The 15,098-nt window shown below is 59.4% G+C and carries 12 protein-coding genes; 5 read left to right on the forward strand and 7 right to left on the reverse strand.

All coding sequences use genetic code 11. The annotated features are described in order from the left end of the window. Nucleotides 1-14 precede the first annotated feature (14 nt). On the reverse strand, nt 15-899 hold the full coding sequence (locus tag K5K95_RS28015) for a LysR substrate-binding domain-containing protein (RefSeq protein ID WP_222587100.1): 885 nt from the start codon (nt 897-899) through the stop codon (nt 15-17). 159 nt (nt 900-1,058) lie between these two features. Between K5K95_RS28015 and K5K95_RS28020 the strand changes: the two genes are divergently transcribed. Beyond that, a complete protein-coding gene (locus tag K5K95_RS28020) occupies nt 1,059-1,547 on the forward strand; it encodes a GFA family protein (protein WP_222587101.1) in 489 nt (162 codons plus the stop codon). A gap of 170 nt (nt 1,548-1,717) precedes the next feature. Here K5K95_RS28020 and K5K95_RS28025 read toward each other — a convergent pair whose 3' ends face one another. The 3 genes from K5K95_RS28025 to K5K95_RS28035 all read right to left on the reverse strand — a co-directional run bounded on the left by K5K95_RS28025 (nt 1,718) and on the right by K5K95_RS28035 (nt 4,530). Beyond that, a complete protein-coding gene (locus tag K5K95_RS28025; protein ID WP_222587102.1) occupies nt 1,718-3,004 on the reverse strand; it encodes an ATP-binding protein in 1,287 nt (428 codons plus the stop codon). After that, nucleotides 3,005-3,712 (reverse strand): response regulator, encoded by a 708-nt coding sequence (locus K5K95_RS28030; protein WP_222590452.1) that lies wholly within the window; start codon nt 3,710-3,712, stop codon nt 3,005-3,007. 209 nt (nt 3,713-3,921) lie between these two features. Next, entirely contained in the window at nt 3,922-4,530 is a 609-nt protein-coding gene (locus K5K95_RS28035) for a tRNA-(ms[2]io[6]A)-hydroxylase (RefSeq protein WP_007944531.1), read from the reverse strand. Nucleotides 4,531-4,693: 163 nt separating this feature from the next. Between K5K95_RS28035 and K5K95_RS28040 the strand changes: the two genes are divergently transcribed. Beyond that, entirely contained in the window at nt 4,694-5,557 is an 864-nt protein-coding gene (locus K5K95_RS28040) for a universal stress protein (protein WP_222587103.1), read from the forward strand. A gap of 39 nt (nt 5,558-5,596) precedes the next feature. Here the strand turns inward: K5K95_RS28040 and K5K95_RS28045 are convergent, their stop codons facing one another. Continuing rightward, nucleotides 5,597-6,067, reverse strand: a complete 471-nt coding sequence (locus tag K5K95_RS28045; protein ID WP_008149863.1) for a DUF1289 domain-containing protein — start codon at nt 6,065-6,067, stop codon at nt 5,597-5,599. 408 nt (nt 6,068-6,475) lie between these two features. Between K5K95_RS28045 and acnB the strand changes: the two genes are divergently transcribed. Continuing rightward, nucleotides 6,476-9,085: a bifunctional aconitate hydratase 2/2-methylisocitrate dehydratase gene (gene acnB, locus K5K95_RS28050; RefSeq protein WP_222590453.1), complete on the forward strand. Its 2,610-nt coding sequence runs from the start codon at nt 6,476-6,478 to the stop codon at nt 9,083-9,085. Nucleotides 9,086-10,322: 1,237 nt separating this feature from the next. Here the strand turns inward: acnB and K5K95_RS28055 are convergent. Both K5K95_RS28055 and K5K95_RS28060 read right to left on the reverse strand, forming a co-directional pair. After that, on the reverse strand, nt 10,323-11,984 hold the full coding sequence (locus K5K95_RS28055) for a SulP family inorganic anion transporter (RefSeq protein ID WP_222587104.1): 1,662 nt from the start codon (nt 11,982-11,984) through the stop codon (nt 10,323-10,325). Between the two features lie 195 nt (nt 11,985-12,179). Beyond that, nucleotides 12,180-13,460: a serine/threonine transporter gene (locus K5K95_RS28060; RefSeq protein ID WP_222587105.1), complete on the reverse strand. Its 1,281-nt coding sequence runs from the start codon at nt 13,458-13,460 to the stop codon at nt 12,180-12,182. A 269-nt stretch (nt 13,461-13,729) separates the two neighbouring features. Here K5K95_RS28060 and K5K95_RS28065 point away from each other — a divergent pair, with 269 nt between their 5' ends. Both K5K95_RS28065 and K5K95_RS28070 read left to right on the forward strand, forming a co-directional pair. Further along, nucleotides 13,730-14,113, forward strand: a complete 384-nt coding sequence (locus K5K95_RS28065) for a tautomerase family protein (RefSeq protein WP_090184707.1) — start codon at nt 13,730-13,732, stop codon at nt 14,111-14,113. A 42-nt stretch (nt 14,114-14,155) separates the two neighbouring features. Continuing rightward, complete coding sequence (locus tag K5K95_RS28070) at nt 14,156-15,094, forward strand: DMT family transporter (protein WP_222587106.1); 939 nt, start codon at nt 14,156-14,158, stop codon at nt 15,092-15,094. Nucleotides 15,095-15,098: the final 4 nt, after the last annotated feature.

Genomic DNA, 15,098 nt, shown 5'->3' on the forward strand with positions numbered 1-15,098 from the left:
TTGAATTCAACTCATCAATCGATCAATTGATCGTTGAACCACTCGAGCATCTGCGCTACGGCTGGGCGCTCCAGGCGCACCCGCTCGCACACCAGCGCATATTGGCCGAGCGCCGTCATGCTTGAGGTAAACGGCCGGACCAGGCGACCACTGAGCAAATCCTCCTGCGCCGTCAGGTTATCGCCCATCGCCACGCCCTGGCCTTGGACCGCCGCTTCCAGCGCCAGGCCGGCATGGGCGAAATACAGTTGCCGTCCGGGACGCTGATCGCCGGCATGACTGGTCAGCCACGCGGTCCAGGTCTTGCCGTCCTGATCGTCGTGCAGCAGGCAGTGACGCACCAGATCCTTGGGCGTTTTCAGGGTGCCCTGATTGAACAGGCCGGGACTGCACACCGGAAAGAACTGCAACGCGGGCAAGGGGCGCACGAAGTATGCGCTGCTATCGACCGGGCCGGTGCCGTAGGTGATCGCCAGGTCGATGTCTTCCCCCGGCGCCGTGGCGTCGATCGGTTGTTCGTAGAGGTGCAGCGTGATGTGCGGGTAGCGGGCGTAGAAATCTGTCAGGCGACTCATCAGCCACTTTTGCGTCAACTCGGCGGTGACCGCCAGGCGCAACACGGCCAGCGATGACGGGTCGCGCAATTCATCGCAGGCATCGCCGATCAATTCGAACGCTTGCTGCAGACTTTGCATCAGACGGCCAGCGGCCATGGTCGGACGGATTTGCCGGCCCTCACGGATGAACAGCGAGACACCCAAGTGTTCTTCGAGTTGGCGAATCTGATGACTGACGGCGCTGTCGGTGACACACAGCTCGGCAGCGGCGCGACCGAAATGGGCGTGCCGGGCGGCGCATTCGAAGGTCCTGAGTGCTGCCAGAGAAGGCAATCGTCGCATGGGTTCAGCCCCTGTGATGAAGGCGCCCATGCTGCCTTGGCGATTGATAGGCGTCCAGCCACACCTGACACAGATTCATTTGGCACCGCGATGCTGCAGTCGAGAGGCGCTGACGGTCTAGGCTGTATCGGGTCAGTCCCAGACCTGTTGGAGGATGTCATGCAGCTAGAAGGTTCCTGCCATTGCGGTGCCGTGTCGTTCAGTTTGACCAGCGCTCACCCCTACCCTTATCAGCGTTGCTACTGCTCGATCTGCCGCAAGACCCAGGGCGGTGGCGGGTATGCGATCAACCTCGGTGGCGATGCCCAAAGCCTCACCGTGCGCGGCCGCAAGTACATCTCGATTTACCATGCGCGTCTCAAGGACGAAGGCGATAAGCGCGCCCGACGCAGCACCGCCAAGCGGCATTTCTGTTCTTTGTGCGGTTCCGGATTATGGCTGTTCAGCCCTGAATGGCCGGAGCTGATTCATCCGTTTGCATCCGCCATCGACACCCCGTTGCCGGTGCCGCCGGAACACACGCACTTGATGCTCGGTTCCAAGGCGCCGTGGGTCGAGGTTAGCCTACGCCCCGGGGACCAGCAGTTCGACGTCTATCCCGAAGAATCCATCGCCGACTGGCATGAACGATTGGGTTTGTGCCGCTGAGAAGGATACAGACCTCGTTGGCTGGGCAGGTGGTGTACAGTTTTTGAGGATGCGGTGTTGCTGATGACGCCATCGCGAGCAGGCTCGCTCCCACAGGGGATTTGTGAACGACACAGACCCAATGTGGGAGCGAGCCTGCTCGCGATGGCGTCAGTGAAAGCAACCCCAACCTAATCCAGATGCGCCCAGGTCATGCGAAACGACGCCCCACCCCATGGCGAATCCGTCACTTCCACTTGCCCGCCATGGGATTGCGACACCCGGCGCACCAGGGCCAATCCCAGACCAAAACCACCGGTGCGACGGTCGCGGCTGGCGTCCAGTCGCGAGAACGGTTCGAAGATTTTCTCCCGCCCGTCAACCGGCACGCCCGGCCCATCATCGTTGACCTGCACTTCATAATGATCACCGGTACGCACCAACGACACCTCTACCCGCTCATCGGCGTAGCGAATGGCGTTGCGCAGCAGGTTGATCACTGCTCGCGCCATAAAGCGCGGTTCGATGCGCACTTCATCGACCTGGCACTCAACGATCACCAACTGCACCCCGGCGGCTTCGGCTTCCAGCGCCACGCTGCCCACCACGCTGTCCAGCCAACTGATGGCCTGAATATTCTCTCGGTTGATCACCGTGGCGCCGCGCTCCAGGCTGGCGTAGGTCAGCAACTCGGAGACCATTTCCTCCAGCTCGCCGAGGTCGGCGTACATGTCGGCGATCAGCTCACCGCTCTGGGTCGGATCGGGTTGCTGCTTGAGCTGATCGAGCTCAAACGACAGCCGGGCAATGGGCGTGCGCAGCTCGTGGGACACCGCGTTGGTCAGTTCGCGCTGGTTGGCGATCAAGCCTTCGATGCGAGCCGCCATCAGGTTGAAGTGTTCGGCCAGGTCGCGAATGTTCGAGCGCTTGGACAGCTGAATGCGTGACGACAAGTCGTTATCGCCAAAGCGCTCGGCCGCCAGGCGCAGCTTTTCCAGATCGCGCCAATGCGGTCGGACCCAGAAAAACAGCACGATGCCGATCAGCACGGCCAGCATCAAATAGGCCGCCGTGATGTAGAACGGCATCAGGCTCGGCTCGGGCGGCAGCTTGATGCTCAATAGCTGGGAACCGCCATCGATCGACGAAATGAACTGGGTGTACTTCTCGCGAATCACCAGTTTGCCTTCGGCCAGCAAGGCTTTCTCATCATCGTCGAGGGCCAGATGATCGGACTCGATCAGGCTCAGCCCCAGTCCGTAGTGCTGGCGTAGCGTGTCCAGTTGCTGCTCGCGTTGCGAGCCTTCCAGCCCGCGCAATTGCTCGACCAGCGAATACGCCTGCCCCCGAACCGCCTCGCGGTTATAGGCCTGCATCTGCCCATCGAGCAGCACATTGAACGTATGCTCGACCGTCTGTAATGCCAGCACCAACCCCACCGCCAGTACGACGTACAACCCCAGAAATAACCGCAGCATCTACAGCTCCCACGCGAACGGATTGAACAGGTAGCCCTTGCCCCAAACGGTCTTGATGCACATCGGTTCGCGCGGATTGTCCTTGAGCTTGCCGCGCAACTTGCTGATGTAGACGTCAACGCTGCGGTTGAGGCCATCGAAGGCAATGCCGCGCATGCGGTTGAGGATGTCGTCGCGGGACAGGATCTTGCCGGCGGCGCTGGCGAGCAACCACAGCAGTTCGAATTCCATGGTGGTCATGTCGATGACGTCGTCCGCGAGCCTGACTTCGCGACAGCTGCGGTCGATGCTCAGGTGGCCGAACTCCAGGGCGCTGCACACGCTGCTCTCGGGCGTCTGACGGCGTTGCAAGGCCCTCAGGCGTGCGAGCAGCACTGGCGGTTTGATCGGCTTGATGACGTAGTCGTCGGCACCGGACTCGAGTCCGAGAATATGATCGAGGTCGTCTTCCTTGGCGGTCAGGATGACGATCGGCGTATCGGACACACTGCGAATTTCGCGGCATACCTGCAGGCCGCTCTGGCCCGGTAGCATCAGGTCGAGCACGACCATTTTCGGTTTGAACTCGAGGAACGCAGCCAACGCCAGGTCACCGCGGTGCACCTGCCGGACTTCAAAGCCGTGTTGGGACAGGAAATACGCGATCAATCCGGCCAGTTTTTCGTCGTCTTCCACCAGCAATACTTTGCCAAAACCCAGGCTATCCATAACGACCGTCTGCCAACCCTTGTGTGAAGTGGGCGGCATTATGGCGCCAATCGATGACGGGACGGTTATCGCAGGCAGCAAAAACCGGCCTTGAGAGCCGGTTTTTGGCGATGTTTCATACAATTAAGAGTTTTTAACAATTCAAGATCAAAAGATCGCAGCCTCGTTTCACTCGACAGCTCCTACATCGAAATGCGATCCCTTGACCTTTACGCCGCGACCGGGACGCCGCTGTGGAAGCGAAATTCCACGTCCGGCGATTCGATCAGTTCCTGTTCGGCGGCGCGAACCTTGTCGATGACCTGAGCAATGTCCTTGGCATCACCGTACTGGTAAGCCAGTTTCAGATAACCCTGGAAATGCCGAGCCTCGCTTTTCAGCAGGCCGAAATAGAACTTGCCCAGTTCTTCGTCCAGATGCGGCACCAGCGCCTCGAAACGCTCGCAGCTGCGGGCCTCGATAAACGCGCCCACCACCAGGGTATCCACCAGTTTGACCGGCTCGTGGCTGCGCACCACTTTGCGCAACCCCGAGGCGTAACGCCCGGCGGAGAGCTGACGCAGCTCGATCTTGCGTTTTTTCATCAAACGCATGACTTGTTCGTGGTGAACCAGCTCTTCCCGGGCCAGGCGCGACATCAGGTTGATCAAGTCGACATGAGAGTGATATTTGGCGATCAGGCTCAACGCCGTGCTGGCCGCCTTGAACTCACAGTTCTTGTGGTCGATCAGCAGGGTTTCCTGATCGGCGAGCGCGGCCTGGACCCAGCCATCGGGGGTGCGGCAGCCGAGGAACTCGTGAATTTCGGGAAGGATCATGGGGCTCACGGATAAAAAGGTTCAAAACGAAGGGCGCCGATTATACCGGCCTGCCGGCAGACCACCAGTCGCTACAGTTGATATGCATCAAGTACCTGGCCGGCGACCAGCAACTATAGTTGTCCAACGCCATGCCTTTTTATCGTTAATGGAGGTCCCGATCATGCAAGCCATTCGCAGCATTCTGGTGGTCATTGAACCCGAACACTCGGAAAGCCTGGCGCTCAAGCGGGCCAAATTGATTGCTGGCGTAACCCAGGCCCATCTGCACCTGCTGGTTTGCGACCGCAAGCATGACCATAGCGCCATGTTGGGCGTGCTCAAGGCGGCGCTGGTGGCGGACGGCTACAGCGTCACCACCGAACAGGCCTGGAACGAGAGCCTGCATGAAACCATCATCGATGTGCAGCAGGCGGAAGGTTGCGGGCTGGTGATCAAACAGCATTACCCCGACAGCCCGCTGAAAAAGGCGCTGCTGACGCCCGAGGACTGGAAGATATTGCGCAACTGCCCGGCACCGGTGCTGCTGGTAAAAACCGTCGGCTCCTGGAAGGACAAGGTGATTCTGGCGGCAATCGATGTCGGCAATACCGATGACGAACACCGCCATTTGCACAACACCATCATTGATTACGGCTATGACATTGCCAGCCTGGCGAAGGCCAAGCTGCATGTGATCAGCGCCCATCCGTCGCCGATGCTGTCGGCGTCCGATCCAACGTTACAGCTCAGCGAAACCATCGAGGCTCGTTATCGCGAGCAGTGCAAGGCGTTTCAGGCCGAGTTCGACATTGATGACGAGCACCTGCATATCGCCGAAGGCCCTGCGGATGTGTTGATCCCGTACATGGTGCACAAGCTTCAGGCTGCGGTGACAGTGATTGGCACGGTCGCGCGGTCCGGGTTATCAGGGGCGTTGATCGGCAATACCGCCGAAGTGGTGCTCGATGCGGTGGAGAGCGATGTGCTGGTGCTCAAGCCCGAAGAGATCATGGATCATCTGGAAGAGATCGTGAGCCAGCATTGAGATGTTCGGCGTCAAGCAGATCGCCTTCGCGGGCAAGGATTACCCGCCGAAGGCGTCCTTGAGAAAGCCCGGCGCGATGTAGCGCTGGTAATGCGCCTCGGACAGCAGAAAGAACTCCCGATCAATGGCATCGCGCAGTTCCGGCAGGTTCCAGTCGCGAAACTCCGGCATCAACACCATCCCGTAGGCTTCCAGATTGTTGATCACCCGCGCGCCACGGGCGATCAGCTGATACGCCCAGCAATACTCGGACTGGTGCGGCACGAAGCGAATCTTGCGCTGCTCCAGCTGCAGACGCAGGCGCTGGGGATCGAACACTTCCAGCTTGCTGGCCATCACCTGCGACAGCAACAGCTCCAGACGCAGCCACACCGCACGCTTTTCTTCCTCGTTGTAACCATTCCAGTTGATCACTTCATGGTGGAAACGCTTGCAGCCACGGCACACCAGATCACCGTAAACAGTGGAGCAGAGGCCGACGCAGGGAGTTTTGATGGTCTGATTGGGCATAGGTAGGCAAAACACGGGAAAGCAGAACAGACCGGCATGTTAGCCCTTTGTCTAACATTGATCACCCCTCAAAATTCGGGGGCTAACTTACCTTTAATTTTTTTTTGCCGTAGAATCAGCCAGCCTTTTAAGGCGCCAATGTCCGTTAGAAGCTGTTTTCAAAGCGTCACGAGCACAGTCGTTCCTTCAGAGCGGAGTTGGCGAAGGGTTTTTCCAGCGGGGAAAAGCTCTACGCCAACCCTCATCAGCTCCCCGTTCTGCAGGCGTAAAACTTTGAAAGCAGCTTCTGTAAGGAATTGTCGGTAATTCTGGCTAAGTGGCCCACAACGCCACGCAGCGCATGAGTACGGCAATTTCGGGATGAGCGTCCCGGACACCCATTTGGGACCACTGATGAGGGTAATAACTGTGCTTGAAGCCTACCGCAAACATATCGAAGAGCGCGCAGCACTGGGTATCGTTCCCCAGCCGCTTAACGCCGAACAAACTGCAGGCCTGGTCGAGCTGCTGAAAAATCCCCCGGCTGGCGAAGAAGCTTTCCTCGTTGACCTGATCACCAATCGCGTACCACCTGGAGTGGACGAAGCAGCCTATGTAAAGGCCGGTTTCCTCTCTGCCCTCGCCAAAGGCGAAGCAACCTCCCCTCTGATCGACAAGAAACGCGCTGTTGAACTGCTCGGCACCATGCAAGGCGGCTACAACATCGTCACCCTGGTCAACCTGCTGGACGACGCCGAACTGGCGCCAGTCGCAGCCGAAGAACTCAAGCACACCCTGCTGATGTTCGACGCCTTCCACGACGTCGCAGAACGCGCCAAAAAAGGCAACGTTCACGCCAAAGGCGTGCTGCAATCCTGGGCTGACGGCGAGTGGTTCAAGAACCGCCCTGTCCTGGCCGACAAGATCAGCCTGCGTGTATTCAAGGTCACCGGCGAAACCAACACCGACGACCTGTCCCCTGCCCCTGATGCCTGGTCCCGCCCGGACATCCCGCTGCACGCCCTGGCCATGCTGAAAATGGCCCGTGAAGGCATCGTGCCTGACGTCCAAGGCGTTACCGGCCCGATGAAACAGATCGAAGAAATGCGCGGCCAAGGCTTCCCGATCGCCTACGTCGGCGACGTGGTCGGTACCGGTTCTTCGCGTAAATCCGCCACCAACTCGGTGCTGTGGTTCTTCGGCGACGACGTTCCTTACGTCCCGAACAAGCGTGCCGGCGGTTTCTGCTTCGGCAGCAAGATCGCTCCGATCTTCTACAACACCATGGAAGATGCTGGCGCACTGCCGATCGAATTCGACGTCACCAACATGAACATGGGCGACGTGATCGACCTGTATCCGCATGCTGGCAAAGTCTGCAAACACGGCACTGACGAAGTCCTGACCACCTTCGAAATGAAGACTCCGGTGCTGTTGGACGAAGTCCGTGCCGGCGGTCGTATTCCGCTGATCATCGGCCGTGGCCTGACCGAGAAGGCACGTGCCGAACTGGGCCTGCCACCTTCGACCCTGTTCAAACTGCCGGAAGTTCCGGCTGAAAGCTCCAAGGGCTACACCCTGGCGCAGAAAATGGTCGGCAAGGCGTGCGGTCTGCCAGAAGGCAAAGGCGTTCGTCCTGGCACCTACTGCGAACCGAAAATGACCACCGTGGGTTCCCAGGACACCACCGGTCCTATGACCCGTGACGAACTGAAAGACCTGGCGTGCCTGGGCTTCTCGGCCGATCTGGTCATGCAGTCGTTCTGCCACACCGCGGCTTACCCTAAGCCGATCGACGTGACCACCCACCACACCCTGCCTGACTTCATCATGACCCGTGGCGGCGTTTCCCTGCGTCCGGGCGACGGCATCATCCACAGCTGGCTGAACCGCATGCTGCTGCCGGACACCGTCGGTACCGGTGGTGACTCGCACACCCGTTTCCCAATGGGCATCTCGTTCCCGGCCGGTTCCGGTCTGGTTGCGTTCGCCGCAGCCACCGGCGTCATGCCGCTGGACATGCCGGAATCGATCCTGGTGCGCTTCAAAGGCAAAATGCAACCGGGCGTCACCCTGCGCGACCTGGTTCACGCCATTCCTTACTTCGCGATCCAGGCTGGCCTGCTGACCGTCGAGAAGAAAGGCAAGAAGAACGCCTTCTCCGGCCGCATCCTGGAAATCGAAGGCCTGGACAACCTGAGCATCGAGCAAGCTTTCGAGCTGTCCGACGCTTCGGCTGAACGTTCGGCTGCCGGTTGCACCATCAAGCTGTCGAAAGAGTCGATCACCGAGTACCTGAACTCCAACATCACCCTGCTGCGCTGGATGATCGGCGAAGGCTATGGTGACGTGCGCACCCTGGAACGTCGTGCTCAAGCGATGGAAGCCTGGGTTGCCAACCCTGAGCTGATGGTTGCCGATGCTGACGCCGAATACGCTGAAATCATCGAAATCGACTTGGCCGACATCAAAGAGCCTGTGCTCTGCGCGCCAAACGATCCGGACGACGCCCGTCTGCTGTCCAGCGTTGCTGGCGAGAAGATCGACGAAGTGTTCATCGGTTCGTGCATGACCAACATCGGTCACTTCCGCGCTGCCGGTAAACTGCTGGATCAGGTCAAGGGTCAGCTTCCAACCCGTCTGTGGCTGTCGCCTCCGACCAAGATGGACGCTCACCAGCTGACCGAAGAAGGCTACTACGGCATCTACGGCAAAGCCGGCGCACGCATGGAAATGCCAGGCTGCTCGCTGTGCATGGGTAACCAGGCACGCGTAGAGCCGAACTCGACTGTAGTGTCGACTTCGACCCGTAACTTCCCGAACCGTCTGGGTGACGGCGCGAACGTCTACCTGGCCTCGGCCGAACTGGCGTCCGTTGCTTCCATCCTGGGTCGCCTGCCGACCGTCGAGGAATACATGGAATACGCTGGCAAGATCGACAGCATGGCGGCCGATGTCTACCGCTACCTGTCCTTCGACCAGATCGCCGAGTTCCGTGAAGCTGCTGCGAACGCCAACATCCCGGTCGTTCAAGCCTAACGCTACAACGCAATAAAAAACGCCGCCCATCGAGAGATGAGCGGCGTTTTTTTATGCCTGCAGATTTGCAGTAACCCCACACAACGGATCGGCGTACACGCTCCGCTCCTCACCACTCAACAGGCCGAGCGGTAGCTCGCCTGCAGCTTTTGATCTTGATCAACCCGCACCATCGGAACGCGGAGCGTCCCTGGCTGCATTCCCACGCGGAGCGTAGGGAACGATCAGTGGGGTAGCTGGAAGAGAATGGTCGGCTGTCAGGCCGCCATCGCTGGCAGGCCAGCTCCCACAGGGTTTGGTGTACATCTGCAAGAGACTGGTCGGCTGGCAGGCCGCCATCGCTGGCAGGCCAGCTCCCACAGGGTTTGGTGTACATCTGCAAGAGACTGGTCGGCTGGCAGGCGGCCATCGCTGGCAGGCCAGCTCCCACAGGGTTTGGTGTACATCTGCAAGAGACTGGTCGGCTGGCGGGCCGCCATCGCTGGCAGGCCAGCTCCCACAGGGTTTGGTGTACATCTGCAAGAGACTGGTCGGCTGGCAGGCCGTCATCGCTGGCAGGCCAGCTCCCACAGGGTTTGGTGTACATCTGCAAGAGACTGGTCGGCTGGCAGGGCGCCATCGCTGGCAGGCCTGCTCCCACAGGGTTTGGTGTACATCTGCAAGAGACTGGTTGGCTGGCGGGCCGTCTTCGCTGGCAGGCCAGCTCCCACAGTTGGATTGGGTGCATCTGGGAGAGATTGGTTGGCTGTCAGGCCGTCATCGCTGGCAGGCCAGCTCCCACTGGGTTCGGTGTACATCTGCAGGAGATTGGTCGGCTGTCAGGCCGCCATCGCTGGCAGGCCAGCTCCCACAATAGATCGGCGTACACGCTTCGCTCTTAACCACTCAATAGGCCGAGCGGTAGCTCGCCTGCTTTTGATTTTGATCTACCCGCCCCTTCGGCAGGCTGAGTGGAGGCGTTCATCTGGGGGGCAGGCGCGTAGCGCCGTGCGGCGAAGCCGCACACATCGAGAGGAGGTCGTCGCGAAGCAGACCGGAGGCGATGCCCCCAGATGAATGCCGGAACGAAGGAACACCGAGCCTAAGCGAGGGGCCGGACGCCGGGGCAAAGACCTTTGCTTCCTTTGGGGCGTTTGCCAAAGGGAGTCGCCGTCAGGGCGAAACCCTAAGCCGCCGTTACCGCAGCAACGGATATGTACCCGATCAACCCAAAACATGGTCGGCCCAAAGGCCGCCACTAAAGAGAAGGCTTGAGAGCCTGCCGCACAGCATCATCAACACTCAACCCACTAAGAAACACCTGCTCCAACTCCTGCGTCGGCAACATCGAAAGCACCGCCTTCGCCTCATGCTTAAGCCGCGCCAGAATCAACAACATATCCAACGCCCGCACCTGCAAAAAGAATACCTCCAGCGCCTCGATACTCGTGCCATCCAGATCCGGCGACTCCTCCAGACTAAGAATAATCGTATGCACCGGCGGCTGCGCATGCCGCGCCAGACGCAACGCACCACCCAAAATACGCTCCACGTTAGCGAAAAACAGCGCCTCGCTAGGCCGCACAATCAGCACGCCAGGGATGACATGCGCATCCGGATGACGCTGCACATCAACATAATCATGACCGCCGCCCATCTGCCCCAACACCTGAATATCCGCCGACGACATCTGCTTGAGCATCAGCACCACACTGATCGCCACCGCCACAAGCAAACCATCCAGCACGCCCAACACCAACACCGCCGCCACCGCACAAATCACCAGCAGACGATCACGACGCCAGATGAAATAGCGGCCCAATGGCTGAAGACTCAAACCCCGCGCCAAGGCATAAATAACGATGGCGGCCAACACCGGCTCAGGCGTCAAGGCGATGTAAGGCAATACCGTCAAAACGATCAACAACACCACCGCCGCCGCGACCACCCCGGAGAGCCGTGAACCGGCACCCGCCGCCTCATTCGCCGACGTCGCAGAATAACCGGCACCCGCCGGCATGCCATGGAACAGGCCAGACAGCAGATTTGCCGCACCCAGGGCCAGCAGGTCACGGTTCGACGAAACCCGGTCGTTATGCTTGAGCGCAAAAGAGGTAATCGATCCGTAGGATTCGGCGTACAGAATCATCACCATGGCAAACGCCAACTCCCCCAGGCGCAGCCAATCGGCAAATGGCAACACCGGCAGCCTTGGCACTTCAAGGCTCAGGTCTATCACCCCGATCAGATCCACCCCATAAGCCGGCAAGTTCAGCCACTGACCGGCGGCGACGCCGAGCGCCACCACCAGTAAACCGCCCGGGACATGCCGCAACCGCGCGCACAGCCCCAACACCAGCAGCGCGACCGCCGCGACCAGCAAACCAACGCGATTCCATTGCGACCACTGCTCCAGCAATTGCGGGACAAAATGGATCAGGTTGCCGTTGCTCGGGTGCACGTCAACGATGCTCGCGAACTGCTTGAGGATGATGGTCAACGCCAGCCCCAAGGCAAAGCCGCGCAGTACCGGTTTGGCGATAAACGAGGTGACGCTGCCGAGCTTGAACAGCCCGGCCAGCACAAAGAATCCGCCGGTGACCAATACAAGACCGATCGCCAGCGTCATGCGCAAACCTGAATCGCCATTAGCCAATGTGGCAGTGGCCGCAGCCAGAACCGCCGCCGAAGACGAGGTCGCCGAAACAATCGCAAAGCGACTGGTGCCCAACAACGCGTAGCACAGCAAACCGGCGAACAATGCGATGACCCCGGCCTGGGGCGGCACTGCGGCGATGCTCGAATAGGCCACCGCCTCCGGCAACAGCAAACCGGCAATCGACAGCCCGGCCAAAAGGTCTCGCCAACGGTTGGGGGAATCGGCAAGGGGTTGCACCGATACGCCTTGAACACGAGCCATGGAGCGTCTCCAGAGAAAGATCAACAAGCCGTCTACGACGCGCCAATGATGGTTCTTAGGTTAACCGTTAATCCGGTTGGGCGTGTGCTTTGGGTCATGGCACAGGCCATAAAAAACGCGGCCCTTTTGCAAGGAGCCGCGTTTTTTTGTGTTGATCGTTGATCATTCCCACGCTCAAGCGGGAACGATCATGCGTCAGGCAGTCAACGAATAGATCAACGCCGAAATCGCCACCAGCCCTACCGCTGTCACGAAGACATTGGACGCCTGGCCGCGATAACGGGCCATTGCCGGCACCTTGCGGATTGCGTACATCGGCATCAGGAACAGAATCGCCGCGATGACCGGGCCGCCGAGGGTTTCGATCATGCCCAGGATGCTCGGGTTCAGCGTGGCCACCACCCAGCACACCACCAGCATGAAGGCGGCGGTCAGACGGTCGAGCGTCTTCGGCGCCGGACGCTTGCCGCTTTTCACGATCAGGCCTTTAAGACCTTCGCTGGCGCCGATGTAGTGACCCAGGAATGACTTGGAAATCGCCACGAACGCAATCAACGGTGCGGCGAAAGCAATGGTCGGGTTGCTGAAGTGGTTGGCCAGGTACGACAGGATCGACAGGTTCTGTGCCTTGGCTTCGGCCAGTTGCGCCGGGGACAGGGTCAGTACGCAACTGAAGACGAAAAACAGCACCATCACCACCATCAAGGCGTGGGCGCGAGACAGGATCTGCGAGCTGCGCTCCTCGGCGTGTTCACCGTAGCGACGCTTCTGGTCCACCGCGAACGCCGAGATGATCGGCGAGTGGTTGAACGAGAACACCATCACCGGAATCGCCAGCCACAACGTATGCAGCAGTGCCGACGGCTCGGGCAGGGTCGACGCCGTGGTCAGGATGCCACCGTTCCAGTGCGGAATCAGGAACACCGCGAGGAACAGCAACGCCACAATAAACGGGTACACCATCAAGCTCATGGCCTTGACGATCGCCTGTTCGCCACAGCGCACCACGGCCAGCAGGCCGAGGATCAACACCAGCGACAGCACGACGCGTGGCGGCGGCGTGATGTGCAGTTGATGCTCAAGGAAACTGCCGACGGTATTGGTCAGGGCCACGCTGTAAATCAGCAGGATCGGGAAGATCGCAAAGAAATACAGCAAGGTGATCAGCGCGCCGGCCTTGATACCGAAGTGTTCTTCCACCACTTCGGTGATGTCGGCGCCCTCGCGGCCGGACAACACGAAGCGTGTCAGGCCACGGTGCGCATAAAAGGTCATGGGAAACGCCAACAGCGCCAGAATCAGCAGCGGCCAGAAGCCGCCCAGACCTGCGTTGATCGGCAAAAACAGGGTACCCGCGCCGATGGCCGTGCCAAACAGGCCCAGCATCCAGGTGGTGTCATGGCGATTCCAGCTTGTGAGGGTCGCTGGTGCCGCCGCTACATAGCGTTCGTCGACGCTATTGGCCTGATCATTCATCCGGTGGGATCTCCGCATTCCGGTCATTTGCTACCCGGTCAGGACGAGTCGGAAAAAACCGACGGGCAGCGCCCTGGCCGAAACAGGGGCGCGATTGTCCGGGATTAATGAACAGAAGCAAAGACTTAGCTGAGGAGTGGTGGTACGGATCAGATTCGTGAAGCACGCCATTGAATGGATATGTAAAAAATCTATCCAACAAAAGATCGGCCTCATGTAACTTTCAAGCCTGACTGCCGACCGGCAGCCGCACATCACGGAGCGCCCCCATGCCACTCGTTCGCGTCGATATCAAACAACATCAGGACCCCACTTTCGCCAAGCGTGTCGGGCAGTTGATCTACGCTGCCATGCACAGCGCCATTGGTGTACCGGAAAACGATAATTTCCAGATTCTTGCCGAGCACGACGAACAGCATTTCATCTTCGATCCCGGCTATTTAGGCATCAAGCGCACCGACGCGCTGGTGGTGATTCAGATCACCCTGAGCGAAGGCCGCACCGTCGAACAGAAAAAGCTGCTCTACAAAACCATCGCCGAAAGCCTGAATACGGAACTGGCGATACGCCTGGAAGATGTCTTCATCAATCTGGTGGAGGTCAAAAAAGAAAACTGGTCTTTTGGCAACGGAATCGCTCAATACGCCATTTGAGTGGTCGAATGATTGACCTTTACCGACCCAGGGAGCACTTCCATGAAACAGGCCGCGTATATCGCGTTCGCTCTGCTCGGCCTGATCTGGGGCACCAACTTCATTTTCATGAAGTGGGCAGCCGAATGGATTACTCCCACGCAAATCGTGTTCCTGCGCGTGCTGTTCGGGTTCTTGCCAATCCTGGCCTTTGCCCTCGCACGTCGCAGCTTGAGCTGGTCGCACCTGCGCTATAGCCATCACTTCCTGGTGATGAGTTTGCTGGCGACATCGATCTACTACTACGCTTTTGCCAAAGGCACCTCGTTATTGCTGTCCAGCGTGGCCGGGATGCTCAGCGGCGCGATCCCTCTGTTTTCGTTCATCACGGCGTGGCTTTTCCTGCGTGCCGAGCCCCTGAACGCCCGCACTGCTTTCGGCATTTTGCTTGGTTTTATCGGCGTGATACTGATTGCACGTCCCTGGAACAGCCTGGCGGCCGGCGTCGATGCCAGCGGCGTGCTGTACATGATCGCCGGCTCGCTGAGCGTCGGCTGCTCGTTCGTCTATGCCCGACGATTCATCACACCCCTGGGGCTGTCACCGCTGGCGCTATCGACCTATCAGATCGGTTTCGCCCTGGTGCTCATCACGCTCATCACCGACATGCACGGCATCGCGCACATTTCACTCGATCCCGTGGCGCTGGCCGGGGTAATCCTGGGCCTTGGACTGGCCGGAACCGGCGTGGCCTACATCCTTTATTACTACATCGTGCAACGCTTGGGCGCCCTCGCCGCTTCGGGTGTCACGTACATTCCGCCGGTGGTTGCCTTGCTGATCGGCACGTTGCTGGTGGGCGAACCGATCGAACTCCTCGATTTGCTGGCAATGCTGCTGATCCTGGGTGGCGTTTACGTCCTGCAATCGAGCGCGAAGAAACCAATCGCAGCCCCGACTAATGCTGCGAAGCGCGCTATTGATCGATTGTCGACGCGCTGACCCT

The organism is Pseudomonas sp. DR48 (assembly GCF_019823085.1).
Taxonomy (GTDB): Bacteria; Pseudomonadota; Gammaproteobacteria; order Pseudomonadales; family Pseudomonadaceae; genus Aquipseudomonas.

Bases quoted from the DNA above. Each gene is read 5' to 3' on its own strand.
- K5K95_RS28015 (WP_222587100.1), bottom strand. From the start codon at position 899: ATGCGACGATTGCCTTCTCTGGCAGCACTCAGGACCTTCGAATGCGCC.
- K5K95_RS28020 (WP_222587101.1), top strand. From the start codon at position 1,059: ATGCAGCTAGAAGGTTCCTGCCATTGCGGTGCCGTGTCGTTCAGTTTG.
- K5K95_RS28025 (WP_222587102.1), bottom strand. From the start codon at position 3,004: ATGCTGCGGTTATTTCTGGGGTTGTACGTCGTACTGGCGGTGGGGTTG.
- K5K95_RS28030 (WP_222590452.1), bottom strand. From the start codon at position 3,712: ATGGATAGCCTGGGTTTTGGCAAAGTATTGCTGGTGGAAGACGACGAA.
- K5K95_RS28035 (WP_007944531.1), bottom strand. From the start codon at position 4,530: ATGATCCTTCCCGAAATTCACGAGTTCCTCGGCTGCCGCACCCCCGAT.
- K5K95_RS28040 (WP_222587103.1), top strand. From the start codon at position 4,694: ATGCAAGCCATTCGCAGCATTCTGGTGGTCATTGAACCCGAACACTCG.
- K5K95_RS28045 (WP_008149863.1), bottom strand. From the start codon at position 6,067: ATGCCCAATCAGACCATCAAAACTCCCTGCGTCGGCCTCTGCTCCACT.
- K5K95_RS28055 (WP_222587104.1), bottom strand. From the start codon at position 11,984: ATGGCTCGTGTTCAAGGCGTATCGGTGCAACCCCTTGCCGATTCCCCC.
- K5K95_RS28060 (WP_222587105.1), bottom strand. From the start codon at position 13,460: ATGAATGATCAGGCCAATAGCGTCGACGAACGCTATGTAGCGGCGGCA.
- K5K95_RS28065 (WP_090184707.1), top strand. From the start codon at position 13,730: ATGCCACTCGTTCGCGTCGATATCAAACAACATCAGGACCCCACTTTC.
- K5K95_RS28070 (WP_222587106.1), top strand. From the start codon at position 14,156: ATGAAACAGGCCGCGTATATCGCGTTCGCTCTGCTCGGCCTGATCTGG.